Source organism: Piscinibacterium candidicorallinum, assembly GCF_047549485.1.
GTDB classification, from domain to species: domain Bacteria; phylum Pseudomonadota; class Gammaproteobacteria; order Burkholderiales; family Burkholderiaceae_C; genus Piscinibacterium; species Piscinibacterium candidicorallinum.
The window spans coordinates 3,528,923-3,554,570 of sequence record NZ_CP180191.1 but is presented as its reverse complement, the minus strand read 5'-3'; the positions used below and the strand labels follow the sequence as shown (position 1 = coordinate 3,554,570).

The following is a 25,648-nucleotide window of genomic DNA, read 5'->3' as shown; positions in this document are numbered from 1 at the left end:
GGTTGGGTCCGTGTTCGAGGCTGCGTGATCAGATGCGCAGCATTCAGCAGGCAGAAAGGTGCAAGCAGAGCACAGGCTGGCGGCTTCGCGCCGCGCGGCGGTGTTGCGTTACACCTCGAAACAAACCCTGCCCTCAGCGCCAAAGTGTAGGTCTGGCGCGGCTCTCCGGGCCGTGCAGGGTCTGCGCAGCTGGACACCGCCTCAACATTTCGCCACATGCGGAACACGGCCCTTGAACTTTTGCCGCAGTGCGCCATCTATCGCTTCAGACGATGCGTCGTCTCCCGCTTCTCCTCCCTGAGCGGGTGCCAGCTGAATCCCCCCTGATGTTCAGCTGGTGTTTGAATGCCTCGCGCGCCAGACGCTGCGAGGCATTTTTTTTGATGCAATCCGCCCGTGCAATGCGTCAGTCGCTGCTAAAGCCCAGCCGCTGCTCCACCCAGTGCCGCGCAGGCACCACATTGAGCCGGCTCAGCGAGGAAAACGGCATCACCGTCACGGTATCGGTTTCGTCCACCACGCCACCGCGCCAGGTCTGGCGCAGTTGCGCAATGGCTTGGGCCACTTTCGCCGCTTCAAGGCGACCCTGATTGGCCGTGAGTTTGTCCGACTTCGTCAGCAAAACGAGCACCGGCAGACTGACCGGCGCCAGGCCGAGCAACTGCACATCGAGCTCTGTGAGCGGGTGGCGCACATCCATCAGCATCACCAGCCCCGCCAGCGGCTGGCGCGCTGCGATGTAGCCAGCGAAGTCTTCACCCCAGTGGCTGCGCTCTGCTTGCCCGCCCACCTTGGCAAAGCCATAGCCCGGCAGGTCCACGAGGTAGCCGGCCGCTGCGGTGTCGGCCGTGCCGCGACCGCCTTCCGGGATGGCGAAATAGTTGAAGTGCTGAGTGCGACCCGGCGTCTTCGAGACGAAGGCCAGCGCCTTTTGCTGCGCCAGCGTATTGATCGCGCTGGACTTGCCGGCGTTTGAGCGCCCGACGAAAGCCACTTCGGGCAAGCCCTCCAGCGGCAGCGCATTCAGGCGCGGATAGGTGCAGGCGAAGCGCGCCGTGGTCAGCGGGCTCGACGGTTCTGCGGCGGGTTTTGGCCGGGTCGTGTCGGCGGCGGTGCGCTTCTTTTGAGCAGGGCGGGAAAAATGCGGCACGGGGTCGCAGAAATGGATCGGAGCGGCACCATGCCTGTGCTCGGGAGACCCCTATTGTAGAATCTATCGGCTGTAAGTTGCTAGGCGTGCATCTACCAATCATCGAGCACGCCTGTCAGTCCGTGGTGAGCTGGCGCGTCATGCAGGGGCATGGCCACCCTCGGCGGCACTGTCCAAGGCTCCCACCCATCTCTTGCGATCAAAACAATGAACAAGTTGCTTGTTTCCGTGCTGATGCTTGCTGCCTGTGCCGGTTCGGCGTTCGCCCAGCAGAAGGTCGACATCAATCGCGGCGCCCAGATCGCCCAGACCTGCGCAGCCTGTCACGGTGCCGATGGCAATGCCACCAGCCCGATGAATCCCAAGCTCGCCGCCCAGCACGCGGATTACCTCTACAAGCAGCTGCAGAATTTCAGGCTCAAGCCCGGCGCCAAGGAACCCGAGCGCAACAACGCCGTGATGCTCGGCTTTGCGACTGCGCTGTCGGATCAGGACATGCGCGATGTGTCCGCCTATTTCGAGGCGCAGAAGCTCAAGCCGGCTTCCGGCAAAAACGAGAAGGAACTGCGCGCACTGGGTGAGCGTATCTATCGCGGTGGTATTGCGGCCAAGCAGGTTCCCGCCTGTGCGGCCTGCCACGGCCCGGCCGGCGCCGGTCTGCCTGCAAACTTCCCGCGTCTGGGCGGCCAATGGGCCGAATACACCGAGGCGCAGATGATTGCCTTCCGTCAGGGCACCCGCAAGAACTCCGCCATGATGTCTTCGATTGCCGCACGCATGTCCGATCTGGAGATCAAGGCGGTGTCGGACTACATCGCGGCGTTGCGCTGAGTGCAGAGGAACCTTTCGCGTGCGGTCTGTCAAAGCGCCCGCACGACTAAAGGCCCCCAGCGGCACCGATACACATGAGGGCGGGTTATCCCGCCCTTTTTGCTGAGCGAACAAAAACCCCGTGAGCATCTCGACTACCGGTATTCAGCTCGATCGCGGCCCTGGGTGGGTGCGAGAAGCCGTCGAACTCATCAGTTCGATGCGCTTCGCCATCAGTCTGCTCACGCTGATCTCGATCGCCTCGGTGATCGGCACTGTGGTCAAGCAGAACGAACCGGCCGTGAACTATGTGAACCAGTTCGGGCCGTTCTGGGCCGAGGTATTCACAAAGATGGGCATCACGTCCATCTACAACGCGCCCTGGTTCATCGTGATCATGGCCTTTCTGGTGACGTCCACCACGCTCTGCATCCTGCGCAATGCGCCGCGCATGCTCGGTGACATGCGTGACTTCAAGGAGCGTGTTGCCGAGAAGAGCTTTGCAGCGTTCTCGCACAAGGGCGACACCACGCTGGCGCTCGATCGCGCGCAGGCCAACGGCGAGTTCCAGAAATTGCTGGTTGCCGAGGGCTACACCGCCAAGGCGACCTCCAGCGCGGACGGTGCAAGCACGCGCTATGCGGCGCGCAAGGGCACGAGCAACCGGCTGGGCTACATCCTGGCGCATGCGTCGATCGTGCTCATCTGCGTCGGCGGCCTGCTGGACTCTGCCGTGCCGATGCATGTGCAGGCTTGGCTGGGCGGCAAGGAACCGCTGCGCGAGAACATGTTCCTCAAGGACGTGCCGCCGACCGGGCGCTTTGAGGACGACACTGTCTCCTACCGCGGCAACATCCTGATTCCCGAAGGCAAGCGCGCCTCGCATTCGATCCTGTCCTATAGGGACGGCACGCTGGTGCAGCAGCTGCCCTTTGAGCTCGAGCTGAACCGCTTCATTGTTGAGTACCACGCAACGGGCCAGCCGAAGATGTTTGCCAGCGAGGTCATCGTGCGCGATCCGGATGGCTCCAGCTTCCCTTTCCGCATCGAAGTCAACAAGCCGCTGATCCACAAGGGCGTGGCGGTCTACCAGAGCAGTTTCGATGATGGTGGCAGCAGGTTGAAGCTCAAGGGCTTTCCGCTGATCGGTGGGCGCGACTACAACTTCCCGCTCGAAGGTGAGGTGGGCACCTCCACCAGCCTGACGAATGCGAGCGAGAGCCAAGCCTACACCGTGGAGTTCTCGGGTTTCCGCGCCATCAACGTAGAAAACATGGCACGTGCCAATGGTATGCCGGAGAACAGCGAACTCGTCGAAAGGCGCTTTCGCGAGACAGTGGCAGCGGCCGCGGGCAGCGCTGCCGCCAAGGAAGCCCACAACTTCCGGAACGTGGGGCCGAGCTTCTCCTACAAGCTGCGCGATCAGGCCGGGCAGGCGCGTGAGTACAACATGTACATGGTGCCCGTGGAGTTGGAGGGGCAGCGCGTGTTTCTTGCAGGCATGCGCGAGAATCCGAACGACCAGTTCCGTTACATCCGCTTCCCTGCCGACGAGAACATGGAGCTGACCGGCTACATGCGACTGCGTGCAGCGCTGAACGACTCGACCCTGCGTGCCCAGGCGGCTGACAAGTTCGCCACCCAGGCGCTGCCCACCGACGGTGACGCTACGCAGCGAGTGCAGCTCAGGGACAGCGCGCTGCGCGGGTTGGAGCTGTATGCAGGTAACGGGCTCTATGGCGCCCAGGCACAGGGCGGCTACGCGGCTATTGCCCGTTTCCTCGAGCAGAACGTGCCCGAGGCCGAGCGCGAGCGCGCCGCCGATGTAATCATGAAGGTGCTGGCGGGCACGGTGCAGCTCATCAACGACATGGCCCGCGAACGCGCGGGCTTGCCGCCTCTGCAGCAGACGGCTGAAAACGCCCTGTTCCTGCAGTCCGCCATGAATGCCTACTCGGATACGGTGTTCTTCGGCGCGCCGATCCTGCTGCAGCTCTCCGAATTCACGCAAGTACAGGCCAGCGTGTTCCAGACCACCCGTGCACCAGGCAAGTACCTTGTCTATCTGGGCTCGCTGCTGCTGGTGCTGGGTGTGTTCGCGATGTTCTATGTACGCGAGCGGCGGCTGTGGGCGGTGATCGAGCCTGATCCCCAGCAGCCAGGCACTAGCCGCATCCGCTTCGCAGTGCAGGCGAGAAAGCGTACGCTTGACTTTGATGCTGAATTCGACCGTCTGAAGGCCGCCGTGGCGCGCCTGGGCGGTACGTGAGCAAGGGGTAGACCATGAACACGACCACCGTGGCGTCGCAGGCCACCCAGACGCCGCAGGCGACAGGGCAATCCGTCATCATCAGCCCACGCAGCGGCATCGCGGCTTACTTCAGCCGCAGCGCATTCGATTGGGGCTTTGCAGCGCTCATCTTCGCGCTCATGGGTTATACCCTATGGCGCTACGACGCCAAGATGGACTCCTACGAGACCTGGATCCTGATCGGTACAGCCCCGGGCCTGATCGCGCTCGGCTGGGCCTGGCGGCCGCTGGCCTACTACTTCATCGGCAGTGGCGCTCTTGCGCTGTTGGCCATTGCCATCTATGGCGGTGACCTCAAACAGGCCGAGCAGGCGTTTCTGCTGAAGTACTTCCTGTCCAGCCAGTCTGCCATCCTGTGGATGTGCCTGCTCTACATGCTGGCCTGTGTGTGCTACTGGATCGGGCTCTTTGCACACAAGGAAACGCCGCAGTGGATGGGTACGGTGTTCACCTGGGCGGCGTCCGTCATGGGCACCATCGGCATGCTCGTGCGCTGGCGCGAAGGCCACCTGATCGGGCCGGACATCGGCCACATTCCGGTCAGCAATCTGTACGAAGTCTTCGTGCTGTTTGCGGTCATGACCTCGATCTTCTACCTCTACTACGAAGCCAAGCACAAGACGCGCGCCATGGGCGCGTTCGTGTCGCTCGTGGTCGTGGCGGCCGTAGCCTTCCTGCTCTGGTACACCTTTGACCGTCAGGCGCACGAAATCCAGCCCTTGGTGCCTGCACTGCAAAGCTGGTGGATGAAGCTGCATGTGCCTGCCAACTTCGTGGGCTACGGCACCTTCTCGATTGCAGCGATGGTCGGTTTTGCCTATCTGCTCAAGGACGCGGCAGCCACCAACAACAAGTTCACGCTGGGCTTCCTCTTCGTGATGGGCGTGGCCCTGTGCATCGAGCCGCTGGTGTTCCGCACGCAGGGTCTGCCCACCTACTGGGCGCTGTACTTCGGCATCTCGGCCCTGTTCGCAGGTTCGGTGGTGATCTTCCGCAAGCGCATCGCCGCGGTGCTGCCAAGTTTCGAGGTGATGGACGACGTCATGTACAAGGCGATCGCCATCGGCTTCGCCTTCTTCACCATCGCCACGATCCTGGGCGCGCTCTGGGCAGCCGAAGCCTGGGGTGCCTACTGGCAGTGGGACCCGAAGGAGACCTGGGCGCTGATCGTCTGGCTGAACTACGCGGCTTGGCTGCACCTTCGCTTCATCAAGGGCCTGCGCGGCACCTTCGCGGCCTACTGGGCGGTGATCGGTCTGCTGATCACGGGGTTCGCCTTCCTCGGCGTGAACATGTTCCTGTCGGGCCTGCATTCCTACGGGGCGCTTTGAGCCGCCAGAAGGTCTTTTCGCTTGTCCCGGGCGGCTCTTCAGCCGCTTTGGCCTGAAAAGCCGCACCCAGCCTTGATCTCGGTTTCCGGGTCCTCTGCAGACTGGCCGCAGGACATCACCGTTCTGCTCGTGCTTTTCAACAGCGCCGCCTGCGTGCCGGCGCTGGCTGAGTGCCTTGCGGATGCGCCGCAGGTGATTGCGGTGGACAACGCCAGCGCGGACGATTGCGCTGCACATCTCAAGGCGGCGCTGCCGCAGGCGCAGGTGGTTCGGCTGGAGCAAAACGTCGGCTTCGGTGCCGGTAACAACGCGGGCCTCGCGCGATTGAGCACGCCCTACGCGCTCCTGCTTAACCCGGACTGCTCGATTACCGCGGCCGATGTGCAGCGCCTGCGCGCTTGGCTGCTGGCGGAAGCGCAGCTCGCCATCGCCGCGCCGCTGATCCTGAATCCGGACAGTAACGGCGGCTGGCGGCCTGAGGCCGGGCATCACATGAATGAATTTGCCTGGAAGCCGCGTACCGCGCTGGCTGAAGGGCCGCTGTGCACAGACTTCGCCACCGCCGCCTGCTGGCTCGCGCGCACCGACGCCCTGCGTGCCGTGCATGGTTTTGATGAGCGCTTCTTTCTTTACTACGAGGACAACGACCTCTGCCTGCGGCTGCGCAAGGCGGGGTGGTCAATTCTGGTCGAACCGGCTGCGCAGGCCTTCCACCTGAATGGTGCGTCCAGCCGGGATGCCGCTGCGGCTGCACAGCCTGCGGCACCGCAAACGCCCAGCCCGCTGCGGGCCTTTCATACCGGACGATCCCGAGTGCTGCTCTACGCACTGCATGCCGGCCCAGCCGCAGCACTGAGCCTGCAGCGCAGCGAGGTCTGGCGCCGCCGCATCAACGGCTGGCTGTACCGCCTGACCGGGCGCGGCGCCAAGGCGGCGCAGTCACTCGCGCGCGCACGCGGTGCGGCACAAGCTGCAGTGAAGCTTGCACCCTGGCGCGGCGGCTAACCTTCGCGCAAGACGCAGCCCGCCGAGGCTGCGAGACCGGGCGCAAAGCCGCCGCATCCGCTGACCGCTCCTCCCAGATCCGATGACCGACTCCGCGCCTGCCGTCTCCATCATCCTGTTTGCCTACAACCAGGCGGCGTTTGCGCGCGAGGCCGCGCAGAGCTGCGTGAACCAGGACTGCGAGCCAATCGAGATCATCCTGTCCGATGACAGCTCCAGCGACGATACCTTCGCCATCCTGCAGGAGGTCGCGGCGAGCTATCGCGGGCCGCATCGCGTCCGTGCCCAGCGCACGCCGCGAAACCTGGGCATCGGCGGGCACGTCAACATGCTCATCCAGGCCAGCTCGGGGGCGCTGATCGTGCCGGCCGCAGGCGACGACTTCTCCGAGCCCGATCGCATCGCCACCTTGCTGGCGGCCTGGCGCGCGGCCGACTGCCGCCCGGACCTGATCGCCACCCACATACGCGAGATGAGCTACACCGGCGAGCCGCTGGAGCTTCGCCGCGTGGACGCCCTGCAGGACTGGCGCTCAGCCGAGCAATGGGCCGCGCGGCGCCCCTACATCGTCGGTGCAGGCCACGCCTTCACGCGGCGCCTGTTTGACCGCTTCGGGCTGTACCAGGACGGCGTGTTCTGCGAAGACCAGATCAACACCTTCCGCGCCATCGTCAGTGGCGGCGCGCTTACGCTGGACTGTGCGCCTGTCCGTTGGCGCGTGGGTGGCAGCTCCACACACATCGAGCGCAGCGAGGCCGAAATACGCGAGCAACGCGCCCGCCGGCACCGCGCCTGGATGGTGGCCGAGCATGCGCAGCTCACGGCAGACGCCGCTGTGGCGGGCGTGAGTGGCCAGGTGGCCGCGCATCTGGCGCAGCACTACGGCGCCTTTCTGATGGCGCGGGACCTTGTTGGTGCGCAGGGTCTCGCGGCGCATCTGCGCGTGGCGGGCGCTTATCCGCAGCTGTCCACGGCATGGCGCTACCGGCGCGCCCTGCAGCATTGGTGGCGCCAACGCTGAGCGCGCTGTACAGCGGGGCCGCCGCTATGCTCTTGGCTTCACCCAACACGTGGCGCAGCAATCGGTCTGGCGCTGCGCCGCTCCACCACCTTCCGCCTGCCTGAACCATGGTGCAAGCCGCTCCTTCTCCCGCGCTGATCGACCCGGCCGCGCGCATTGAGCCCGGTGTCGAACTCGCCGCCGATGTGCGGGTGGCCTTCGGTGCCTGGGTAGGGCAGGGCGCACAGCTGGCTACGGGCGTACACGTGGGGGCGAATGCCAGCGTGCTGCCCGGCGTGAGCGTGGCCGCACATGCTCAGATTCGTGAAGGCGCCGTGGTCACGCGCCCAGTGCCGCCGGGCGCCATCGTCGAAGGCAACCCGGCCAGCATCGTGGGCTATGTCGACACCGGCAACATGGCCGCGCCCGCCGCTGCAAGCACCGCACAGGCGAAGACCGGCGTTCAGCCGGTGGGTGTCAAGGGCGTCACCCTTCACCGCTTCCCGATCATCCGCGACCTGCGCGGCGATCTGACCGTGGGCGAATTCGAGCGCAGCGTGCCGTTCGTGCCGCGGCGCTACTTCATGGTGTTTGGTGTGCCCAGCCGCGAGGTGCGCGGCGAGCACGCCCACCACCAGTGCCACCAGTTCCTGATCTGCGTGCGCGGCAGCTGTGCGGTGGTCTGCGATGACGGCGAGCAGCGCGTGGAAGTCCTGCTCGACGGACCGGAGATCGGCCTGTATCTGCCGCCCATGACCTGGGGCATCCAGTACAAGTACTCGGCCGACGCGTTGCTGCTCGTCTTCGCCTCCGACTACTACGACGCGGCCGACTACATCCGCGACTACGCGCAGTTCAAGGCGCTTGCGGCCAAGGCGCGCGCCGCATGAGCACCCGGCCCGGCATCCATGCGCTGGCCGATGTGCAGACCGAGCAGATCGGCGAAGGCAGCACCGTCTGGCAGTTCTGCGTGGTGCTGCGCGGCGCGCGCATCGGGCGCGACTGCAACATCAATGCCCTGTGCCTGATCGAGGGCGACGTGATCCTGGGGGATCGCGTCACCGTCAAGAGCGGTGTGCAGCTCTGGGACGGCGTGCGCGTCGAGGACGACGTCTTCATCGGCCCCAACGTCAGCTTCGTCAACAACCCCTATCCCCGCTCCAAGCAGTACCTCGAGCAGCCGCTGATCACCGTCATCGAGCGCTGGGCCTCGATCGGCGCCAATGCCACCATCCTGGGCGGGGTACGCATTGGTGCCGGCGCCATGATCGGTGCCGGCAGCGTGGTCACACGCGATGTGCCGCCCGGTGAGCTGTGGGTCGGCAATCCGGCGCGCTCGCGCGGTCCGGCCCCGGCCGTTCCGCCTGCGGCCTGATCGATCCCCCTCAAGATTCTCTGGTTCCCATGATTCCATTTCTCGACCTCAAAGCCATCAACCTGCGCCAGAGCGAGGCCATGCATGCCGCGCTGGAGCGCGTGCTGCAGTCCGGCTGGCTGATCCTCGGTCAGGAGGTCGAGCAGTTCGAGCGCGAATACGCCGCCTGGTGCGAGGCGAAGCACTGCATCGGCGTGGCCAACGGGCTCGACGCACTGATCCTCGCACTCAAGGCGCTGGACATCGGCCCGGGCGACGAGGTGCTCGTGCCCTCGAACACCTACATCGCCACCTGGCTGGCGGTCTCGCACGTGGGTGCCACGCCCGTGCCGGTGGAGCCCGTGGAAGGCACCTGCAACATGGACCCGGCAAGGATTGCCGCAGCCATCACGCCGCGCACGCGTGCCGTGATGCCCGTGCATCTCTATGGCCAGCCGGCTGCGATCAACGACATCGTGGCCATCGCCCGCCAGCATGGGCTGAAGGTGGTGGAAGACGGCGCGCAGGCCCATGGTGCGCGCATTGACGGTGCGCGCTTGGGCGCGCATGGCGACGCCGTGGCCTGGAGCTTCTACCCCGGCAAGAACCTGGGCGCGCTGGGCGATGGCGGTGCCGTGACCACCAACGATCCGCAGCTGGCCGAGCGCATCCGCGTGCTGCGCAACTACGGCTCGCGCGTGAAGTATCAGAACGAGGTGATTGGCTACAACTCGCGCCTGGACGAATTGCAGGCCGCCTTCCTGCGCGCCAAGCTGCCCCTGCTGGATGCCGACAACGCGCGGCGCCGCGAGATTGCTGCGATCTACCAGCGCGAACTGGCGGGTCTGCCGCTCACCTTGCCGCAGGTGCGCGCCGACGTTGAGCCGGTCTGGCACCTCTTCGTGGTGCGCCATCCCAAGCGTGACGCGATCATCGAGGGCCTGAAGGTGGCGGGCGTGGGCATCGTCGTGCACTACCCGATCGCGCCGCACCAGCAGCAGGCCTATGCCTCATTGAACGTACCTGCCGGCAGCCTGCCGCTGGCCGAGCGCATCCATGCCGAGGTCTTCAGCCTGCCGATCGGCCCCACCCAGACCGATGCGCAGACGCTTGCCGTGGTGCAGGCGCTGCGTGACGTGCTGCGCGCGCTGGGCTGATTGCGCGGATGCAAGCCACCGCTGCGGTCCTAGTGCTGGCCTACCGCCAGGCGGACTTCGTTGCGCAGGCCGCGCACAGCGTGCTGGCGCAGGCCTGCGAGCCGATCGAGATCATCCTGTCCGATGACGCCTCGCCCGATGCCACCGGCGAGATCCTCGAGGCGATCGCCGCCGCCTATCGCGGCCCGCACCAGGTGCGCGTGCGACGCGGCCAGCAGAATCTGGGCATTGCCGGCCACTACAACGCATTGATCGAGATGACGCGCGCGCCGCTGCTCATTACGGCCGCCGGCGATGACCTGTCCACGCCCGACCGCGTGGCCAAACTGCTGGCTGCATGGCGTGCCAGCGGCGAGCGACTGGACCTGATCGCCAGCCACCTGCAGGGCATGCGCCAGGACGGCACACCCACACAGATCGTGCCCGTGGATGACCTGGCGCAGTGGCCGGACGCTCGCGCGTGGCTGGCCCGCCGCCCGCATGTGATCGGCGCGGCGCAGGCCTTCACGCGGCGCAGCATGGAGCGCTTCGGCCCCTTCGATCCGCGCATCGCCTACGAGGACCAGATCACCACCTTCCGCGCCATTGTCAGCGGTGGGGCCATGACGATTCCCGAGCCGCTGGTGCACTACCGCCAGGGCGGCGTGTCCACCCGGCAGGCCATGCTCACGGCCGAGGACCTCACCGGCTGGATGCGCACCCAGAACGGCCGGCTGGTGGCGGAAATGGAGCAGTTGCTGCGCGACGCGCAGGTGGCCGGGCTGCACGAGGCCATTGAGGCCCAGCTGCGCACGCCGCTGGCGCGCGCCCGCTACCTCTGGGCCCTGAGCCAGGCGCCGGATGCCGCCGCGCGCCGGGCGCTGTTGCGTGAGCACGGCGAACTGCCGCTGGCCTGGCGCCTGCGCAAGTTCTTCAAGCTCAACTACCCCGGCTTCAATGCCGGCGTGAACCGCCTGCGGGCACGGCTCAAGGGCCGCGCCTGACCCGCGGTGCGGCTCAGGCCATCGCGGCCTTGAGCGCCGCAGTCATCGCACGGCGAACCTTCAGCTGCACGGCGCTGCTCAGGCGTACCTCGCTGCAGCCATGCCACGCGGCGCTGTCGATCAAGGCACGCGCCACCGCCACGCGGACGGCTTCGTCCACCGCTGCATCGGCTTCCCAGTGCAGGGCCTTCACTTCAAACACGCCTTCGCTGCGGTGCGCCTTGGCATCGAGTCGGCCCGCGAGCGCGTTGCCGTGCAGGATGGGCAGCACGAAGTAGCCGTACTTGCGCTTGGGCTCGGGCGTGTAGCACTCGATGCGGTAGTCGAAGCCGAACAGGTGGCTGGCGCGCTCGCGGTCCCAGACCACGGGGTCGAAGGGCGAGAGCAGGGTGGTGTGCTGCGCCGTGACGGTGCCGCGCAGCACCTTGCGGGCGAGTGCCAGGTATTCGCGGTGGACGTAGGCGGGCTCGCGCCAGTCGCCGATCTGCACCCGCTCGATCACGCCGGCATCGAGCAGCGGCGCGAGGTCCCGGTCCTTGAGCTTGGGCTTGGTGCGGAAGTAGTCGTTCACCCAGCGCGCCCGGGTGATGCCCAGTGCACGGATGGCGCGCTCGGTCATCTGCGCCTGGGCCTCTGCCACGGTGAGCTTCGGCAGGCTCGCGGCCTCTGGGTGGACGCGCTCGGTCAGGTCATATACGCGTTGGAAGTTCTCGCGCCGAGCCACCATCAGTTCCCCCAGCGCAAACCAGGCTTCCAGCCAGCGCTTCTCGTTTTTCCAGCCCCACCAGCCGCCACTTTGGCCATCCGTGCGCTCGAAGTCGCTGGACTTCACGGCGCCCCGCATCCGGATGTGTTCGAGCAGCGTGTGCATGTGGCTGCGATGGCTGCGGTAGACGCGCTGTGCGCCATTCATGCCCCAGTGGCGGCGCTCGGCGTTGTAGCCGCGGTGCAGGGCCCAGTCCTCGATGGGTGCAAAGCAGGCCTCGTGCGCCCAGGTCTCGAAGATCGTGCCGCGCGCGAGCAGCTGCTCCAGCCATTCGGTCGGGTAGGCGCCCAGACGGGCGAACAGCACGAGATAGGGGCTGCGGTTCACGACGTGAATCGTGTCGATCTGCAGCAGCTGCATGCGGCGGATGCAGCGCGCCAGGTCCGCCCGGGTGGCGGGCTTGGCGGTCGGCGTGGCCAGGCCCTGGGCGGCCAAGTGCAGTGTGCGCGCGTCGTCGAGCGAGAGGTGCAGTACAGGCATGCGACGAGGCTAACGCAGCGCACGGTTCATGAAGGGAAGGTCTAGAAACCTACTGCGCGGGCCAATTTGCGCACTCGCTACGGTTCAGAGAAGTTCCCCGAAGGCTTTCCGCGCATCTGGCGCGGTTCTTCAGCCACTTTGCCCTGAAGAGGCGCATGAAATGGACGTCCCACTTGATCTGAAAACTGAAGCCCAGCATCCGTGCGCCTTTCCAGACCAAAATGCCTGAAAAGCTTTGCGGGACAAGCGGAAAGCACTTCCAACCTGCTGTCGCCCGGCGACGCACCACCACCACGGAACCTGCCGCGCTGTAAGTTTTCCAACCCAGCGCAGACCAAGCTGCAGCCTCCACAATCAACAAGAGCGCCTTTCCTCCCGGAGCCCCACCATGCTGATCCGCCGCCCCGACGACATCCTGCCTTCCGAGATCACGCCGCAGCGCGTATGGCAGTCGCGCCGCGCCTTCTTCGCACAGGCCGCTGCACTCACAGGCGCTGCAGCACTGCCCGGCATGGCCAGCGCGCAGACCGCAGGCCAACCCAAACTGGCCACGGTGAAGTCGAGCTACACCACCATGGAAAAGCTCACGAGCTACAAGGACGCCGCCACCTACAACAACTTCTACGAGTTCGGCACCGACAAGGCCGACCCGGCGCAATACGCCGGCAAGATGCGCACGCGGCCCTGGACGGTGCTGATCGACGGCGCCGTGAAGAAGCCCGTGACCCTGGGCATCGAGGACATCCTCAAGCTCGCGCCCATCGAGGAGCGCATCTACCGCCTGCGCTGCGTGGAAGGCTGGAGCATGGTGATTCCCTGGGCGGGCTTCTCGCTGTCCACGCTCCTGAAGCGCGTCGAGCCGACCGGCAACGCCAAGTTCGTCGAGTTCATCACCGACATGCAGAAGGACACCATGCCCGGCCTGCGCCAGAGCGTGATCGACTGGCCCTACAACGAAGGCCTGCGCATGGACGAAGCCATGCATCCGCTCACCCTGCTCACGCTCGGCGCCTATGGCGAAACCCTGCTCAACCAGATGGGCGCGCCGGTGCGCATCGTGGTGCCCTGGAAGTACGGCTTCAAGAGCGGCAAGAGCATCGTGCGCATTCGCCTCACCGAGCAGATGCCACGCACCAGCTGGATGAAGTCCGCGCCGCAGGAATACGGCTTCTACAGCAACGTGAACCCGGACGTCGACCACCCGCGCTGGAGCCAGGCCACCGAGCGGCGCATTGGCGAGGACGGCGGCAGCATCTTCCTGCAGCGCAAGCGCAAGACGCTGATGTTCAACGGTTATGGCGATCAAGTGGCCCAGCTCTACGCAGGCATGGACCTGCGCAAGAACTTCTGAGCACCCATGCCATGAACGCCGACCGCAGCCCGCAGGGCCTTTCCGCTGATCCGGCGGGGATTTCCAGCCAAAATGCCTCGGGAAGCCGCATGAATGCTGGATCTGTACCTGCTGGTGCGGGCGTCGCCTCCCTGCGTGCGCTTCCGGCCAAGGCCATCACAGCCATCAAGGTGGCGGTGTTCTTCATCGCGCTGATTCCGTTCGCGCGCCTGGCCTGGCAGTCGGTCTTCAATGTCGATGCGCTCGGCGCCAACCCCATCGAACACCTCACCCGCGCCACCGGCTGGTGGACCCTGTTCTTCCTCGCGGTCACGCTCGCCATCACGCCGGCGCGCAAGCTGTTCAACCTGCCCTGGCTGCTCAAGCTGCGCCGCATGCTGGGCCTGTTCACCTTCTTCTATGTGGCGCTGCACTTCACCACCTATATCTGGTGGGACCAGTGGTTCGACGTGGCCGAGATCGTGAAGGACGTGATCAAGCGCCCCTTCATTACCGTGGGCTTTGCCGCCTTCGTGCTGCTGATTCCGCTGGCCGCCACGTCCTTCAATGCCGCCATCCGCTTCATGGGCGGCAAGCGCTGGCAGCTGCTGCACCGTGCGGTGTATGCCACTGCCGTGCTGGGCGTGCTGCACTTCTGGTGGCACAAGGCCGGCAAGAACGATCTCTTCGAGCCGCTGATGTTTGCGCTGGTGTTTGCGGCGCTGCTCGGCTGGCGGCTCAAGCAGCGCTTATCCGTGGTTTGAGCGCCGGTCTGTAGCGCGCCATGTCTGGCGCTGAAATGCACAGGGGCCGCAGGCTTTGAATGCCTGCGGCCCCTGGTCTTGAAGCGCTGCGGATCGGGGATGTGTCAGCGCACGATCAGCACCGGCACTGCGCAGCTGGCCAGCACGCGTTGCGCCACGCTGCCCAGCACGAGGGACTTCACGCTGCCATGGCCATGGCTGCCGATCACCACGAGGCCGAACTTGCCCTTCTTGGCCAGCGCTGCGATCTCGTCACCAGGGTTGCCGATCACCATCTTGGTGGCGAGCTTCAGGCCGTGCTTGCCGAAGAACTTCTCGATCGGGGCGATGGTGGCCTTGAACGCGTCGTCATGGAAGCGATCCACCATCTCCTTGCCGGCGGCCCGTGCGGCGCGCAGGGGTAGGGGCAGCTGCACATTGATGGCGGTGAACTCGGCTTCGCTGCCCATCATTTCCAGGTGCGTGACCAGATAGGCGAGCATCTTCTTGGTGTAGGCGCTGCCATCGACAGCCAGCAGAATCTTCATGGTCTCCTCCGTCCTTTTGAGTTGATTCAACGTGCCTGCAATGCTGCAAGCTCGTCGGCCAGTTGCATATCGATAGTTTCCCGCCGACGGATCAGACGCACTTGTCCTGCATCAACCAGCACCTCTGCGGCGCGGCCGCGGGTGTTGTAGTTGCTCGCCATGCTCATGCCATAGGCGCCGGCCGACAGCAGCGCGAGAAGATCGCCTTCGGCCACCGCCAGCAATCGATCCCGGCCCAGCCAGTCACCGCTTTCGCAGACCGGGCCGACGACGTCGTGCACAGCCGCGTCGCCCTGCGGTGCGACTTCGACGATCTCGCTGTAGGCGCCGTACATGGCTGGGCGCATGTAGTCGTTCATCGCGGCGTCCACAATGCAGAAGCGCTTGCTGGCCGCTTGCTTGATGACCTGAACGGTGGACAGCAGCAGACCGGCGTTGCCGACGATCGAGCGGCCCGGCTCGAGCATGAAGGTCTTGCTGCCATGGCCGCGAGCATCGAAGCGGGCGAGGATGGGCGCCAGATACTGCGCGGGTGTGGGCGGTGCTTCATCGCGGTAGGTGATGCCCAGGCCGCCGCCGAGGTCGAAGTGCTCGATGACGATGCCCTCGCGCTCAAGCTGCTCGACCAGATCGAGCATCTTGTCCAGCGCCTCCATGAAGGGCGCCGGGTCGATGATCTGGCTGCCGATGTGGCAATCGATCCCCACCACCTTCAGGTGTGCGCTGGCTGCGGCGCGGCGGTAGAGGTCAATGGCCGTGCCGAAGGCAACACCGAACTTGTTGTCCTTCAGCCCGGTGGAGATGTAGGGGTGAGTCTTGGGGTCCACGTCCGGATTCACGCGAAAGCTCACAGGCGCGCGCTTGCCCAGACGCGCCGCGACCTGCTCGATGCGCGCGAGCTCCGTGGCGCTTTCGACGTTGAAGCAGCCGATGCCGCTGCCCCCTGCATTCAGCGCGGCTTCGATTTCCGCGACCTGCTTGCCCACGCCGGAGAACACGATGCCCGCCGGGTCACCCCCGGCGGCCAGAACGCGGGCCAGCTCGCCTGCGGAGACGATGTCGAAGCCCGCGCCCATGCCCGCCAGCAGCTTGAGAATGGACAGGTTGCTGTTGGCCTTCATCGCGTAGCAGACGCGGTGCTTGCGGCCCGCGAGGGCCTGCTGGTAGCTGGCAAAGTTCTCGCGCAGGGCGCGGGCGCTGTAGACATAGGTGGGCGTGCCGAACTGGCGCGCAATGTCTGCGAGCGCCACGCCATCCAGCGCCAGTCCGGCTGGTCCATCGGCCAGATGCGGATTGGGCAGGCGGCTGCGGTCGGCGCGGGTGGGGTGGGTGCTGTGGCTGGCCTCGCTCATGGGCGCGGCTCCTTGTTGGGTGTGACGGAGGGCTGCGCGTCGGCTGGGCGGCCGGGCTGGGTGGTGTCGGCCGCTGCGGGTGCCGATGCCGGTGCGGCGGTGGGTGGCGCAGCCGATTGGGCCGCGGACTTCGGCGTGACCGGCTGCGGCTTGGGCGGCAGTACCAGCGGGCCGCGCTGGCCGCAGGCGCTCAGACCCAGCACAGCGGCTGCACTCACAGCAAGCAGGGCACCCGGGACGGACTTTGCGGCCGAGCGAGGCGGGCCGCTGAATAGAATCGACTTCATCAAAAACCTTCGGCTTGAGCGCAGCGAGTTTAGGCGGCGCTCGCTGACCCACCAGCAGACTCACTTGATGGCGCAGGCGCCCCGCGCCGCATTGCACACACCATGACCGAAACCGAATTCCTCGAACTCGCCCGCGAAACGCTGGATGCCATCGAAGCCGCGGCCGAACACATCACCCAAAGCACCGAGACCGACATCGACACCGGCCGCAGCGGCAACGTGCTCACGCTGACCTTCGAGAACGGCAGCAAGATCATCGTCAACAGCCAGGCGCCCATGCAGCAGATGTGGGTGGCCGCGCGCTCCGGCGGCTTTCACTACGGTTGGGACGGCCAGGCCTGGATCGACACCCGCGACGGCAGCGAACTCTTCGCCGCCCTGAGCCGCCACGCCAGCAGCCAGGCCGGCACGGCGCTTCTGTTCACCGCCTGAAGCGGCCAGACAGTTTCAATCAGATGTTGATTTGCAATTGACAGAGTGGCTTATTTTCAACGAATGATTGAATAAGCCAATCGGCCGCGTTCCGCTTGTGGCATGCGGATCGTGGCCGATTTCCAGGTTGATTTTCGGTCGTGCATGTCACGCCGGACTTGCTGCCACTTGCCGCAGAGTCAGTCACAGGATCACCAGCCCGGACACGAGGTGCCCGACGCGAATCGTCGGAGGCGCCGCCCGGCTCTCCGGTGTGGCGCGCGGTCAATGGCGCCCAGCTCAGATCAGCGCCAGCGGAACGCCAGTTCTGGCCTCCCCTCCCCTTCGAGGGGAGGGGTCGGGGGAGGGGGCGTGATCAACAGCGAAGCAAAGGAACAGCTCTAAAAGAGCTGTTCCTTTGCTTCTTCCTTCTTCTTCTGCTCGTCCGTCATCAGATCACCCATGCCCAGCGAGCTGACGCCCTGGCCCGGGATGTTCTCGACGTAGTAGATCTCGCTGCCGATGGTCGTCAGGCCCTCGGGCACCGGCGTGGGAATCTCCGGCAGCTTGGGCAGCACGGCGGCCATGTAGCTGATCCAGATGGGCAGGGCCACGCCGCCGCCGGTTTCGCGCTCGCCCAGGCTGCGGTTGTCGCTGTAGCCCACCCAGCCCACGCCGACAATCTGGTTGTTGAAGCCGCCGAACCAGGCGTCGCGCGCGTCGTTGGTGGTGCCGGTTTTGCCGGCGATGTCGGCGCGCTTCAGGCTGAGCGCCTTGGTCGCCGTGCCGGCCTTGACCACGCCCTGCAGCAAGCTCCACATGGTGTAGGCGTTGCGCGCGTCGATGGCGCGGTTGGCTTCGTCGCCGGCCAGGCGCGGCTTGGCCTGCATCAGGACGTTGCCCTGCTGATCGGTCACCTTGAAGATGAAGAAGGGATTGATGCGGTAGCCGCCGTTGGCGAACACCGAATACGCGCCCGCCATCTCCCAGGGGTTGGTCGATCCAGCGCCCAGGGCCATCGTGAGATAGGCCGGGTGGTCTTCGGCGTTGAAGCCGAAGCGCGTGATCCAGTTCTGCGTGTCCTGCGGGCCGACGGCCTGCATCAGGCGGATGGACACCATGTTCTTGGACTTGGCCAGGGCCTGGCGCATGGTCATCGGGCCTTCGAACTTGCCGTCGTAGTTCTTCGGCTCCCAGACCTGGCTGCCCGTCACCGACGCAGGGATGATGATCGGTGCGTCGTTGATCAGCGTGGCGGGCGTGAAGCCCTTTTCCAGCGCGGCGGAGTACACGAAAGGCTTGAAGCTGGAGCCCGGCTGGCGCCGCGCCTGGGTGACGTTGTTGAACTTGTTGCGGTTGAAATCGAAGCCGCCCACCAGCGCACGCACGGCACCGTTGTTCGGGTTCAGTGCCACAAATGCGGCTTCAACTTCCGGCAGCTGCAGGATCTCCCAGTTGCCCTTGGCGTCCTTGCCCAGGCGCAGCACGGCGCCGGGGCGGATGGCGCGCGCGGCTGGGGCGTTGGCTGCCATGGCGGACTGCACGAAGCGCGTGCCATCACCGGTCACCGTTACTACCTCGCCCGTGCCGAGCTGCAGCTTCAGTTCGCGCGGCTTGACCTCCAGCACCACGCCGGCGCGCAGGTCTTCGCTGGTGGCGATGTCGTCCAGCGCCGCTTCGATCGCCTCGTCGCGCTTTTCCTTGTCGGCGGGCAGATTGACGAAGGCCTCCGGCCCGCGGAAGCCGTGGCGGCGCTCGTAGTCCAGCAGTCCGCGGCGCAGGGCGTTGTAGGCGGCGGTCTGGTCGTCCTTCAGGATGGTCGTATAGACATTGATGCCGCGCGTGTAGGTCTCCTCGCCATACTGGTCGAAGATGATCTTGCGCGCCATCTCGGCCACGTAGTCGCCTGGCGCCTCGATGTAGGTGCGCGAGGGCTTGATGACCAGCTGTTCCTTCTTGGCGGCGTCGAACTTGGCCTGATCGATGTAGCCCAGCTGGCGCATGCGCTCCAGGATGTACTCCTGACGGATCTTGGCGCGACGGTAGTTGGCCACCGGGTTGGCCGAGGACGGGAACTTGGGGATGCCCGCAAGCATCGCGGCCTCAGCCACGGACAGCTCGCGGATGTCCTTGCCGAAGTAGGTCTTGGCTGCCGCGGCAAATCCGTAGGCGCGCTGGCCCAGGAAGATCTGGTTGATGTAGAGCTCGAGAATCTGGTCTTTGGTGAGCGCGGACTCGATCTTCAGGCTCAACAGCGCCTCATAGACCTTGCGCTTGTAGGTCTGCTCGCTGGAGAGAAAGAAGTTGCGTGCGACCTGCTGCGTGATGGTGCTGGCGCCCTGCTTGGCGCCGCCCAGCAGGTTGGACAGAAGGGCGCGCGCGATCCCCATGAAGTCGATGCCGCCGTGTTCGTAGAACCGGTCGTCCTCGATGGCGAGGATCGCCTTTTTTAGGTGTTCCGGCGTGTCCTGGATGCGGATGAAGGAACGCCGCTCCTCGCCGAATTCGCCCAGGAGCGCACCATCTGCGCTGTACACGCGCAGCGGAATCTTGGGCTGATAGTCCGTGACCGCAGCAATTGAAGGCAGGTTGGGCCATACTGCGGCCAGCGCAATCAGGGCGCCCAGCACGCCGGCGGCCACGAGCCCCAGCAGGCCCAGGGCCAGCTTGGTGCCCCAGCGTGCGCCAAATCGGCTCAGCCGGCTTTTCATGTCTTCGGCTGCGGCCGGTTCGGTGCGCTCAGAGTCGCTCATCAGCTTGACGATCTTTCGCCATGTAGGAAACTCGGAAAAGTGTAGCGGTCAGGGTTTTCCAGCCCGCGGATGGCCGCAGCGCTTCGGTAACACCCGGTTTCTCCTCCTCGTCAGTTCCGGGCAACGATTGTTCGGCGATCAACGACTTTCGCTTGCCAGCGAAAATTTCCCGTTGATACATTCTCACGTAAATTCTTGATAATCGCGCTAAGTGCCCGTTGTTAAACCACTTTCGGGTTTCTGGCGTAGGGAGAGACCAGCTTGGCTCTAGATCTGTCAGCCCTGATTCCGGGCCGCAATCCGCCGCTGGTGGGCGTCGATGTCAGCGCGACCAGCGTCAAGCTGGTTGAGCTGTCGACCAGCCCACGTGGCGGACGCCGCCTCGAGCGGTATGCGATCGAACCGCTCCCGCGCGGCGCCGTGGTCGATGGTGGCATCGACAAGGTCGACATCGTCGCCGAGGCGCTGCGGCGCGCCTGGCGCAAGGCCGGCTGCCGCACCAAGAACGTCGCCATGGCGCTGCCGGCCTCTGCAGTCATCACCAAGCGCATCCTGCTGCCGGCCAATCTCAGCGAAGAAGAACTTGAGATTCAGGTCGAGAGTGAAGCCAACCAGTACATCCCGTTCTCTCTGGACGAAGTCAGCCTCGATTTCTGCGTGATCGGCCCAAGCCCGCAGAACAAGGACGAAGTTGAGGTACTGCTCGCGGCCTCGCGCAAGGAGCGAGTTGAAGACCGCATCGCCGTCGCCCAGGCCGCGGGTTTGAAGCCCGCGATCATGGACATCGAGACCTACGCCGCCCGCTCGGCACTGGACAACGTTCGCGTCCAGCTGCCCAACAAGGGCGATGGTCTGGTGCTTGCACTGTTCTACATCGGCGCCAACACACTCAGCATTTCCGTCACGCTCAACGATCAGGTGGTCTACGAGCGGGATCAGTCCTTCGGCGGCAATCAGCTCACCCAGGACATCGCCCGCGCCTATGGTCTGTCCTTCGAGGAGGCCGAGACCAAGAAGCGCACCGGCGATCTCCCCGACGGCTGGCAGAAGGACTTTCTCGAGCCGTTTACCGAGAGCTGTGCGCTCGAAGTGACGCGTTCGCTGCAGTTCTTCTTCACCTCCACACCCTACAGTCGCGTCGACCAGATCATGCTGGCCGGCGGCTGCGCGACCTTGCCGGGGCTCGTCGATGCAGTCGTGAATCGCACCCAGGTGCCAACATCTGTCATCACTCCGTTCAAGGGCATGGACGTGTCGCCCAACGTGCGTGACCGCCAGCTGCAGCTGGACGCGCCAATGCTGATGGTTGCCTGCGGTCTGGCCATGCGGAGGTTCGCAGAATGATCCGCATCAACCTGCTACCGCACCGCGAAGAGAAGAAGCGCCAGCGCCGGCGCGAGTTCGGCCTCATGGCCGGTCTCGTGGCGATGTCTGGTGTTCTGGTCGTCGTCATCGTCGGGCAGTTCATCGAAGGCATGATCAACAGCCAGATGTCGCGTAACACCTTCATCGAGGCCGAAAACAAGAAGCTCGACGAACAGATCAAGGAAATTGCCACGCTGCGCGAGGAGATCGAGGCCCTTAAGGCTCGCCAGAAGGCGGTTGAAGACCTACAGAGCGATCGCAATCTGCCGACCATTCTGCTGGAAGAGTTGGTTCGCCTCACCCCCGAAGGGATCTACCTGCGCACGCTAAAGCAGGAAGGCCTGAAGTACAGCTTGACTGGAATCGCGCAGAGCAACGAACGGGTTTCCGAGTTCCTGCGTGCCCTGACCTCGGCGTCTGAGTGGCTGCGCACGCCAGAGCTGCAGGAAATCAAGCTGCCGGCCACGCCAGGGCGTACGACATCACGCCTGTATGAGTTCAGCTTGTCCTTTGACATGCGCCGCCCCGCACCGGACACCGGCAAGCCTGGTGCCCCAGGTGCAACGCCGCCGGCAGCAGCCGGCACACCAGCAGCCACGCCGGCCGCCGCCCCGACTCGCTGAGAGGACTGCATGGACTTCAAACAGCTATCCGCTCAGTTCCAGAATCTGAGCAATGACCCAGGCACCTGGCCGATCGCGCCCAAGGTGGCGACGCTGGTGTTCATCCTGGCCGCACTGGTTGCCGGCGGCTGGTATTTCTACTGGTCTGGGCAGCTTGAGCGCCTTGAGGCCGAGCGCGCAAAGGAAGTGCAATTGCTCGAAGCCTACAGAGGCAAGATGCAACAGGCGATCAATCTGGATGAACTGAAAAAGCAGAAGGTTCAGGTCAGCCAGTACGTGCTCGCGCTCGAGCGCCAGCTTCCAGGCAAGGCCGAAATGGACGCGCTGCTTTCCGACATCAACACGGCAGGTCTTGGTCGTGGCTTGGTGTTCGAGCTGTTCAAGCCGAGCGGCGCGGTCGTCAAGCAGTACTACGCCGAGATTCCGATCTCCATCAAGGTCAACGGCGGCTTCCACGACATCGCGTCCTTCTCAAGCGACCTTGCCGGCCTGCCGCGCATCGTGACCTTGAACAATATGAACATTGCTGTGCTGCCCACGGGATCGCTTGCGCTGGATGCCACAGCCAAGACCTTCCGCTACCTTGATCCGCAGGAGCAGGCAGCGCAGCAAGCCAAGCCTGCCGGTGCGCCTGGCGCTCAGGGCGCCGCCGCGGGGGCTGCCAAATGAACAACGTTCGGTTAATTGCAGCGCTCAGCGTCCTGACGGTAATCGCTGGGTGTGGTCCGTCAGATCAAGAGCAACTGACCCAGAAGATGGCAGATATCCGCTCGGGTCTCCGGCCGTCGGTGCCGAAACTGGAAGAGCCCAAGCGGTTTGAGCCATTTGTGTACAAGGCTGGCGCTTCGCTGGATCCGTTCGACCCGCGCAAAGTTGCTCAGGCGCAGGCACGCCTAGCTGCCCGCAGCACTTCCGGTCTTCGGCCGGATCTCGATCGCGTCCGGGAGCCATTGGAGGCCTTCCCGCTGGACACGATGGCCATGGTCGGCACACTCAATCGCAGCGGTCAGCGCGTGGGGCTCGTCCAGATCGACAAGGTGGTTTACCAGGTTCGTGTCGGGAACTATCTAGGTCAGAACTTTGGCAAGGTAACGGGGATTTCGGAGACCGAAATCACCATGAAGGAAATTGTGCAGGATGCGGTCGGTGACTGGACAGAGCGGTCGACCACGCTGCAGCTGCAGGAGGCCAAGAAATGAAATCGGGAGTGTTCAGGATGTCTCAATCGGCCTTTGCGCGAATCGGTCGCGCCCTTGTTGCCTTCGCCGCGCTGTCTTGTGCCAATGCCTTTGCTCAAGAAAACGCGCTCGAAAACGTATCGACCTCAACCTCAGGCGGTGCAACGACGCTCACTCTGAAGTTCAAGGCGCCGCTCAAGGGCACACCCGCAAACTTCTCAATCACGAACCCGGCCCGCGTGGCGATTGACTTTCCGGGCACGAGCAACGCTTTGGGCAGGAATGTCGTTGAAGTCGGTCAAGGTGATCTGCGCTCCCTGAATGTCGTTCAGGCTGGCGATCGCTCCCGGATCGTTCTCAACTTGTCTCGTCCGGTTCCCTACTCGATCAATGTGTCCGGCGCGATCGCCACTGTCGTGCTGTCCGATGCGCAGGCTGCCGCTCGCGCAGCAGAACCTCGCGCCACCGCCGCGGCTGCAACGGCCGCCGCCGCTCCTCGCGCAATCCGAGACATCGATTTCCGTCGCGGGCCAGATGGCGAGGGCCGAGTGGTCATTGAGCTAGGCGACACCCAGACTCCGGTAGACATCCGGCAACAAGGTCAGACAGTGGTGGTGGAGATGTCGCGGGCGGCGCTGCCTGACAATCTCCGGCGCCGCTTGGATGTGACCGACTTCGGCACCCCGGTCCAGCGCATCACGACGACAGCGTCAGGCGAAACCGTACGTATGGTCATTGAGCCGCGCGGCAACTGGGAGCACAGCGCATTCCAGACGGATCGGCAGCTTGTCGTCGACGTCCGAGCACTCAAGGAAGACCAGGCTCGCGCTGGCGCAGACCGAAATGCCAAGCCCTCCTATAAGGGCGAACGCCTGTCGTTGAACTTCCAGAGCGTGGAAGTGCGGTCGATACTGCAAGTGATCGCCGACTTCACGAATCTGAACATCATCACGAGCGACACGGTGTCGGGCAGCATCACGCTGCGCCTGAAGGATGTGCCGTGGGATCAGGCCTTGGACATCATTCTCCAGACCAAGGGCTTGGACAAGCGTCAAAACGGCAACGTTATTCTCGTCGCACCTAAAGAAGAATTGGCTACTAAGGAGAAGCTTGATCTCGAACAGAAAGCTCAAATCGCCGATCTGGAGCCCTTGCGGAGCGACGTGATTCAGCTCAACTACCAACGGGCGGACGACGTTCGCGCCATGCTCACTGGTGAGGGGATTGGTGGCGGATCCAGTGGCAGTGTTACCCGCATTCTGTCGAAGCGGGGGTCTGTAGCGGCTGACCCGCGAACCAATCAGCTGTTCATCCAGGACACTGCGACCAAGCTAGACGAGGTTCGTCGGTTTATCGCGCGCGTAGACGTAGCGGTGCGGCAGGTGTTGATCGAGGCCCGAATTGTTGAAGCTGATGATCGATTTGGGCGCAATCTTGGCGTTCGCCTTGGATTCAACGACGCGAGGTCGACCATCTACTCGACGATTCCGGATCCGAACAATCCGGGACAGACGATTACGGTGCCGACTTACGGGGTGGGAAATCGTCTTGGCGGGAGTAGCGTATTCGGAACCATTTCCGGAAACTTGCAGGGTGTTCAGGATCTGTCGTCGCAAAATGGCTCGGGCGTGCAGACAGGAAACTCCGGTCTCCAGGTTGTTGGTGGGCGCCCGTCTGTCGGAAATACGAATTTTGTGAACTTGCCAGCTGGGAATATTTCCGGAGTGGCAGGTTCTCCCGCGAGTGTCGCAATCAGCTTGTTTGGCTCGCGACTTGGTCGATTTATCAACCTTGAGCTGTCCGCGCTTGAAGCCGAGCGGCGTGGAAAGATCGTTTCCAGTCCACGCCTCTTGACTGCTGATCAAGTGAAAGCAGTGATCGAACAGGGGACGGAGTTTCCCTATCAGCAAGCGACATCCAGTGGCGCAACATCCATTTCGTTCAGAAAGGCTGTGCTCAAGCTTGAAGTGACGCCGCAGATCACCCCGGAAGGTGCAATCATTCTTGACGTCGAAGTGAACAAGGACAGTCGGGGTGAGCTTACGGCTAATGGCCCGGCTATTGATACGAAGCGTGTGCGAACTAAGGTTTTAGTTGAGAATGGCGGCACCGTAGTGATCGGTGGGATTTATCAGATCGAAGAGCGAACTGATGTCAGTAAGGTTCCATTCCTAGGGGATATTCCCTATGTTGGGGCGCTTTTCCGCAACCAACAAAAGGTCAACGATAAAACCGAATTGTTGATTTTCTTGACCCCCAAAACGGTCAGTGACAGATTGACCGGGTCGCAACAGTAAAGAGGCTTCAGATGAGCTTTTCGATTGCCAAATGTCTCCGTATCTGGCTGGGCGTGCTGGGTACGTTGAGCTTGCTTGCTTGCGGCGGCGGGACGGGCGGGGCGGGGTCTGGAGCGACGCAAACTGCCTCCGGCGTTGCAACACTTGAGATCTCTACCAGCACGAGAACACTGAGAACGGGTTCAACCGATTCAGCGGTCGTAACGGTTGTCGCGAAGGATTCGGCGAATAGGGTCTTGCCCAACATAGCGGTTCAGTTTGCCGCTGACTCTGGCACGCTAGAGACTTCCTCCAGGACTACCGATGCCAATGGTGCAGTAACGGCGACCGTGCGCGTTGGCGCAGACCGAGCCAACAGGCTGATAGCCGTCGAAGCGCGGTCGGGGTCGGTCGTGGCCCGCACCGAACTCCAAG

General features: G+C 64.2%; 24 protein-coding genes. 17 read left to right on the top strand and 7 right to left on the bottom strand.

Features of this window, described 5'->3' with window-relative positions:
* Positions 1 to 406: 406 nt before the first annotated feature.
* Positions 407 to 1,150, bottom strand: a complete 744-nt coding sequence (gene yihA, locus ACMDW7_RS16020; RefSeq protein WP_377302651.1) for a ribosome biogenesis GTP-binding protein YihA/YsxC — start codon at positions 1,148 to 1,150, stop codon at positions 407 to 409.
* Between the two features lie 207 nt (positions 1,151 to 1,357).
* On the opposite strand from yihA, the gene ACMDW7_RS16015 reads away from it, so the two are divergent.
* The 9 genes from ACMDW7_RS16015 to ACMDW7_RS15975 all read left to right on the top strand — a co-directional run bounded on the left by ACMDW7_RS16015 (position 1,358) and on the right by ACMDW7_RS15975 (position 11,101).
* Complete coding sequence (locus ACMDW7_RS16015; protein WP_377302653.1) at positions 1,358 to 1,981, top strand: c-type cytochrome; 624 nt, start codon at positions 1,358 to 1,360, stop codon at positions 1,979 to 1,981.
* Between the two features lie 121 nt (positions 1,982 to 2,102).
* A complete protein-coding gene (locus tag ACMDW7_RS16010; RefSeq protein WP_377302655.1) occupies positions 2,103 to 4,229 on the top strand; it encodes a cytochrome c biogenesis protein ResB in 2,127 nt (708 codons plus the stop codon).
* Positions 4,230 to 4,243: 14 nt separating this feature from the next.
* Positions 4,244 to 5,602, top strand: coding sequence for a c-type cytochrome biogenesis protein CcsB (gene ccsB, locus ACMDW7_RS16005; protein WP_377302657.1), 1,359 nt, complete (start codon positions 4,244 to 4,246; stop codon positions 5,600 to 5,602).
* A 72-nt stretch (positions 5,603 to 5,674) separates the two neighbouring features.
* Positions 5,675 to 6,607 carry a glycosyltransferase family 2 protein gene (locus ACMDW7_RS16000; RefSeq protein WP_377302659.1) on the top strand — a complete coding sequence of 311 codons (933 nt, stop codon included), beginning with the start codon at positions 5,675 to 5,677 and terminating at the stop codon, positions 6,605 to 6,607.
* Between the two features lie 82 nt (positions 6,608 to 6,689).
* The gene (locus tag ACMDW7_RS15995) at positions 6,690 to 7,628 is read left to right on the top strand and encodes a glycosyltransferase family 2 protein (protein ID WP_377302661.1); all 939 of its coding nucleotides are present in this window, start codon (positions 6,690 to 6,692) and stop codon (positions 7,626 to 7,628) included.
* A 107-nt stretch (positions 7,629 to 7,735) separates the two neighbouring features.
* Positions 7,736 to 8,497, top strand: a complete 762-nt coding sequence (locus ACMDW7_RS15990) for a WxcM-like domain-containing protein (RefSeq protein ID WP_377302663.1) — start codon at positions 7,736 to 7,738, stop codon at positions 8,495 to 8,497.
* A complete protein-coding gene (locus ACMDW7_RS15985; RefSeq protein ID WP_377302665.1) occupies positions 8,494 to 8,982 on the top strand; it encodes an acyltransferase in 489 nt (162 codons plus the stop codon). The genes ACMDW7_RS15990 and ACMDW7_RS15985 overlap by 4 nt, the downstream gene beginning before the upstream one ends.
* Positions 8,983 to 9,011: 29 nt before the next feature.
* Complete coding sequence (locus ACMDW7_RS15980) at positions 9,012 to 10,118, top strand: DegT/DnrJ/EryC1/StrS family aminotransferase (protein WP_377302667.1); 1,107 nt, start codon at positions 9,012 to 9,014, stop codon at positions 10,116 to 10,118.
* Positions 10,119 to 10,126: 8 nt separating this feature from the next.
* Complete coding sequence (locus ACMDW7_RS15975) at positions 10,127 to 11,101, top strand: glycosyltransferase family 2 protein (RefSeq protein WP_377302669.1); 975 nt, start codon at positions 10,127 to 10,129, stop codon at positions 11,099 to 11,101.
* A 13-nt stretch (positions 11,102 to 11,114) separates the two neighbouring features.
* Here ACMDW7_RS15975 and ACMDW7_RS15970 read toward each other — a convergent pair whose 3' ends face one another.
* Positions 11,115 to 12,347, bottom strand: a complete 1,233-nt coding sequence (locus ACMDW7_RS15970; RefSeq protein ID WP_377302671.1) for a winged helix-turn-helix domain-containing protein — start codon at positions 12,345 to 12,347, stop codon at positions 11,115 to 11,117.
* A gap of 388 nt (positions 12,348 to 12,735) precedes the next feature.
* On the opposite strand from ACMDW7_RS15970, the gene msrP reads away from it, so the two are divergent.
* The gene (gene msrP, locus ACMDW7_RS15965) at positions 12,736 to 13,698 is read left to right on the top strand and encodes a protein-methionine-sulfoxide reductase catalytic subunit MsrP (protein WP_377302673.1); all 963 of its coding nucleotides are present in this window, start codon (positions 12,736 to 12,738) and stop codon (positions 13,696 to 13,698) included.
* An 89-nt stretch (positions 13,699 to 13,787) separates the two neighbouring features.
* Entirely contained in the window at positions 13,788 to 14,441 is a 654-nt protein-coding gene (locus ACMDW7_RS15960) for a sulfite oxidase heme-binding subunit YedZ (protein ID WP_377302675.1), read from the top strand.
* Between the two features lie 104 nt (positions 14,442 to 14,545).
* Here the strand turns inward: ACMDW7_RS15960 and ACMDW7_RS15955 are convergent, their stop codons facing one another.
* From ACMDW7_RS15955 to lptM, 3 genes are read right to left on the bottom strand one after another with little or no spacing between them, the layout of a single operon-like run.
* Positions 14,546 to 14,968 carry a universal stress protein gene (locus ACMDW7_RS15955; protein WP_377302677.1) on the bottom strand — a complete coding sequence of 141 codons (423 nt, stop codon included), beginning with the start codon at positions 14,966 to 14,968 and terminating at the stop codon, positions 14,546 to 14,548.
* Positions 14,969 to 14,994: 26 nt separating this feature from the next.
* Complete coding sequence (gene lysA / locus ACMDW7_RS15950) at positions 14,995 to 16,320, bottom strand: diaminopimelate decarboxylase (RefSeq protein WP_377302679.1); 1,326 nt, start codon at positions 16,318 to 16,320, stop codon at positions 14,995 to 14,997.
* Positions 16,317 to 16,607, bottom strand: a complete 291-nt coding sequence (lptM, locus tag ACMDW7_RS15945; RefSeq protein ID WP_377302681.1) for an LPS translocon maturation chaperone LptM — start codon at positions 16,605 to 16,607, stop codon at positions 16,317 to 16,319. Before lptM ends, lysA begins: the two co-directional genes overlap by 4 nt.
* 102 nt (positions 16,608 to 16,709) lie before the next feature.
* Here lptM and cyaY point away from each other — a divergent pair, with 102 nt between their 5' ends.
* The gene (gene cyaY, locus ACMDW7_RS15940; RefSeq protein WP_377302683.1) at positions 16,710 to 17,039 is read left to right on the top strand and encodes an iron donor protein CyaY; all 330 of its coding nucleotides are present in this window, start codon (positions 16,710 to 16,712) and stop codon (positions 17,037 to 17,039) included.
* 380 nt (positions 17,040 to 17,419) lie between these two features.
* On the opposite strand, the gene ACMDW7_RS15935 is transcribed toward cyaY, so the two are convergent.
* Together ACMDW7_RS15935 and ACMDW7_RS15930 are read right to left on the bottom strand one after the other, a co-directional pair.
* The gene (locus tag ACMDW7_RS15935; protein ID WP_377302685.1) at positions 17,420 to 19,771 is read right to left on the bottom strand and encodes a penicillin-binding protein 1A; all 2,352 of its coding nucleotides are present in this window, start codon (positions 19,769 to 19,771) and stop codon (positions 17,420 to 17,422) included.
* The gene (locus ACMDW7_RS15930) at positions 19,758 to 19,952 is read right to left on the bottom strand and encodes a hypothetical protein (RefSeq protein ID WP_377302687.1); all 195 of its coding nucleotides are present in this window, start codon (positions 19,950 to 19,952) and stop codon (positions 19,758 to 19,760) included. The genes ACMDW7_RS15935 and ACMDW7_RS15930 overlap by 14 nt, the downstream gene beginning before the upstream one ends.
* Before the next feature lie 80 nt (positions 19,953 to 20,032).
* Here ACMDW7_RS15930 and ACMDW7_RS15925 point away from each other — a divergent pair, with 80 nt between their 5' ends.
* Genes ACMDW7_RS15925 through pilQ form a run of 5 tightly spaced genes read left to right on the top strand, consistent with a single transcriptional unit; the run spans position 20,033 to position 25,234 of the window.
* A complete protein-coding gene (locus ACMDW7_RS15925) occupies positions 20,033 to 21,115 on the top strand; it encodes a pilus assembly protein PilM (RefSeq protein WP_377302689.1) in 1,083 nt (360 codons plus the stop codon).
* Positions 21,112 to 21,759: a PilN domain-containing protein gene (locus ACMDW7_RS15920; protein WP_377302691.1), complete on the top strand. Its 648-nt coding sequence runs from the start codon at positions 21,112 to 21,114 to the stop codon at positions 21,757 to 21,759. The genes ACMDW7_RS15925 and ACMDW7_RS15920 overlap by 4 nt, the downstream gene beginning before the upstream one ends.
* 9 nt (positions 21,760 to 21,768) lie before the next feature.
* Positions 21,769 to 22,428: a type 4a pilus biogenesis protein PilO gene (locus tag ACMDW7_RS15915; protein WP_377302693.1), complete on the top strand. Its 660-nt coding sequence runs from the start codon at positions 21,769 to 21,771 to the stop codon at positions 22,426 to 22,428.
* The gene (locus tag ACMDW7_RS15910) at positions 22,425 to 22,958 is read left to right on the top strand and encodes a pilus assembly protein PilP (RefSeq protein ID WP_377302695.1); all 534 of its coding nucleotides are present in this window, start codon (positions 22,425 to 22,427) and stop codon (positions 22,956 to 22,958) included. Before ACMDW7_RS15915 ends, ACMDW7_RS15910 begins: the two co-directional genes overlap by 4 nt.
* Positions 22,955 to 25,234 (top strand): type IV pilus secretin PilQ, encoded by a 2,280-nt coding sequence (gene pilQ, locus ACMDW7_RS15905; protein WP_377302697.1) that lies wholly within the window; start codon positions 22,955 to 22,957, stop codon positions 25,232 to 25,234. The genes ACMDW7_RS15910 and pilQ overlap by 4 nt, the downstream gene beginning before the upstream one ends.
* Positions 25,235 to 25,648: the final 414 nt, after the last annotated feature.

What these genes read in the sequence shown, in the direction of transcription:
- ACMDW7_RS16015 (WP_377302653.1), top strand. Translation starts at nt 1,358, where the DNA reads ATGAACAAGTTGCTTGTTTCCGTGCTGATGCTTGCTGCCTGTGCCGGT.
- ccsB (WP_377302657.1), top strand. Translation starts at nt 4,244, where the DNA reads ATGAACACGACCACCGTGGCGTCGCAGGCCACCCAGACGCCGCAGGCG.
- ACMDW7_RS15995 (WP_377302661.1), top strand. Translation starts at nt 6,690, where the DNA reads ATGACCGACTCCGCGCCTGCCGTCTCCATCATCCTGTTTGCCTACAAC.
- ACMDW7_RS15990 (WP_377302663.1), top strand. Translation starts at nt 7,736, where the DNA reads ATGGTGCAAGCCGCTCCTTCTCCCGCGCTGATCGACCCGGCCGCGCGC.
- ACMDW7_RS15985 (WP_377302665.1), top strand. Translation starts at nt 8,494, where the DNA reads ATGAGCACCCGGCCCGGCATCCATGCGCTGGCCGATGTGCAGACCGAG.
- ACMDW7_RS15980 (WP_377302667.1), top strand. Translation starts at nt 9,012, where the DNA reads ATGATTCCATTTCTCGACCTCAAAGCCATCAACCTGCGCCAGAGCGAG.
- ACMDW7_RS15975 (WP_377302669.1), top strand. Translation starts at nt 10,127, where the DNA reads ATGCAAGCCACCGCTGCGGTCCTAGTGCTGGCCTACCGCCAGGCGGAC.
- ACMDW7_RS15970 (WP_377302671.1), bottom strand. Translation starts at nt 12,347, where the DNA reads ATGCCTGTACTGCACCTCTCGCTCGACGACGCGCGCACACTGCACTTG.
- msrP (WP_377302673.1), top strand. Translation starts at nt 12,736, where the DNA reads ATGCTGATCCGCCGCCCCGACGACATCCTGCCTTCCGAGATCACGCCG.
- ACMDW7_RS15960 (WP_377302675.1), top strand. Translation starts at nt 13,788, where the DNA reads ATGAATGCTGGATCTGTACCTGCTGGTGCGGGCGTCGCCTCCCTGCGT.
- ACMDW7_RS15955 (WP_377302677.1), bottom strand. Translation starts at nt 14,968, where the DNA reads ATGAAGATTCTGCTGGCTGTCGATGGCAGCGCCTACACCAAGAAGATG.
- lysA (WP_377302679.1), bottom strand. Translation starts at nt 16,320, where the DNA reads ATGAGCGAGGCCAGCCACAGCACCCACCCCACCCGCGCCGACCGCAGC.
- lptM (WP_377302681.1), bottom strand. Translation starts at nt 16,607, where the DNA reads ATGAAGTCGATTCTATTCAGCGGCCCGCCTCGCTCGGCCGCAAAGTCC.
- cyaY (WP_377302683.1), top strand. Translation starts at nt 16,710, where the DNA reads ATGACCGAAACCGAATTCCTCGAACTCGCCCGCGAAACGCTGGATGCC.
- ACMDW7_RS15935 (WP_377302685.1), bottom strand. Translation starts at nt 19,771, where the DNA reads ATGAGCGACTCTGAGCGCACCGAACCGGCCGCAGCCGAAGACATGAAA.
- ACMDW7_RS15930 (WP_377302687.1), bottom strand. Translation starts at nt 19,952, where the DNA reads ATGTATCAACGGGAAATTTTCGCTGGCAAGCGAAAGTCGTTGATCGCC.
- ACMDW7_RS15920 (WP_377302691.1), top strand. Translation starts at nt 21,112, where the DNA reads ATGATCCGCATCAACCTGCTACCGCACCGCGAAGAGAAGAAGCGCCAG.
- ACMDW7_RS15915 (WP_377302693.1), top strand. Translation starts at nt 21,769, where the DNA reads ATGGACTTCAAACAGCTATCCGCTCAGTTCCAGAATCTGAGCAATGAC.
- ACMDW7_RS15910 (WP_377302695.1), top strand. Translation starts at nt 22,425, where the DNA reads ATGAACAACGTTCGGTTAATTGCAGCGCTCAGCGTCCTGACGGTAATC.
- pilQ (WP_377302697.1), top strand. Translation starts at nt 22,955, where the DNA reads ATGAAATCGGGAGTGTTCAGGATGTCTCAATCGGCCTTTGCGCGAATC.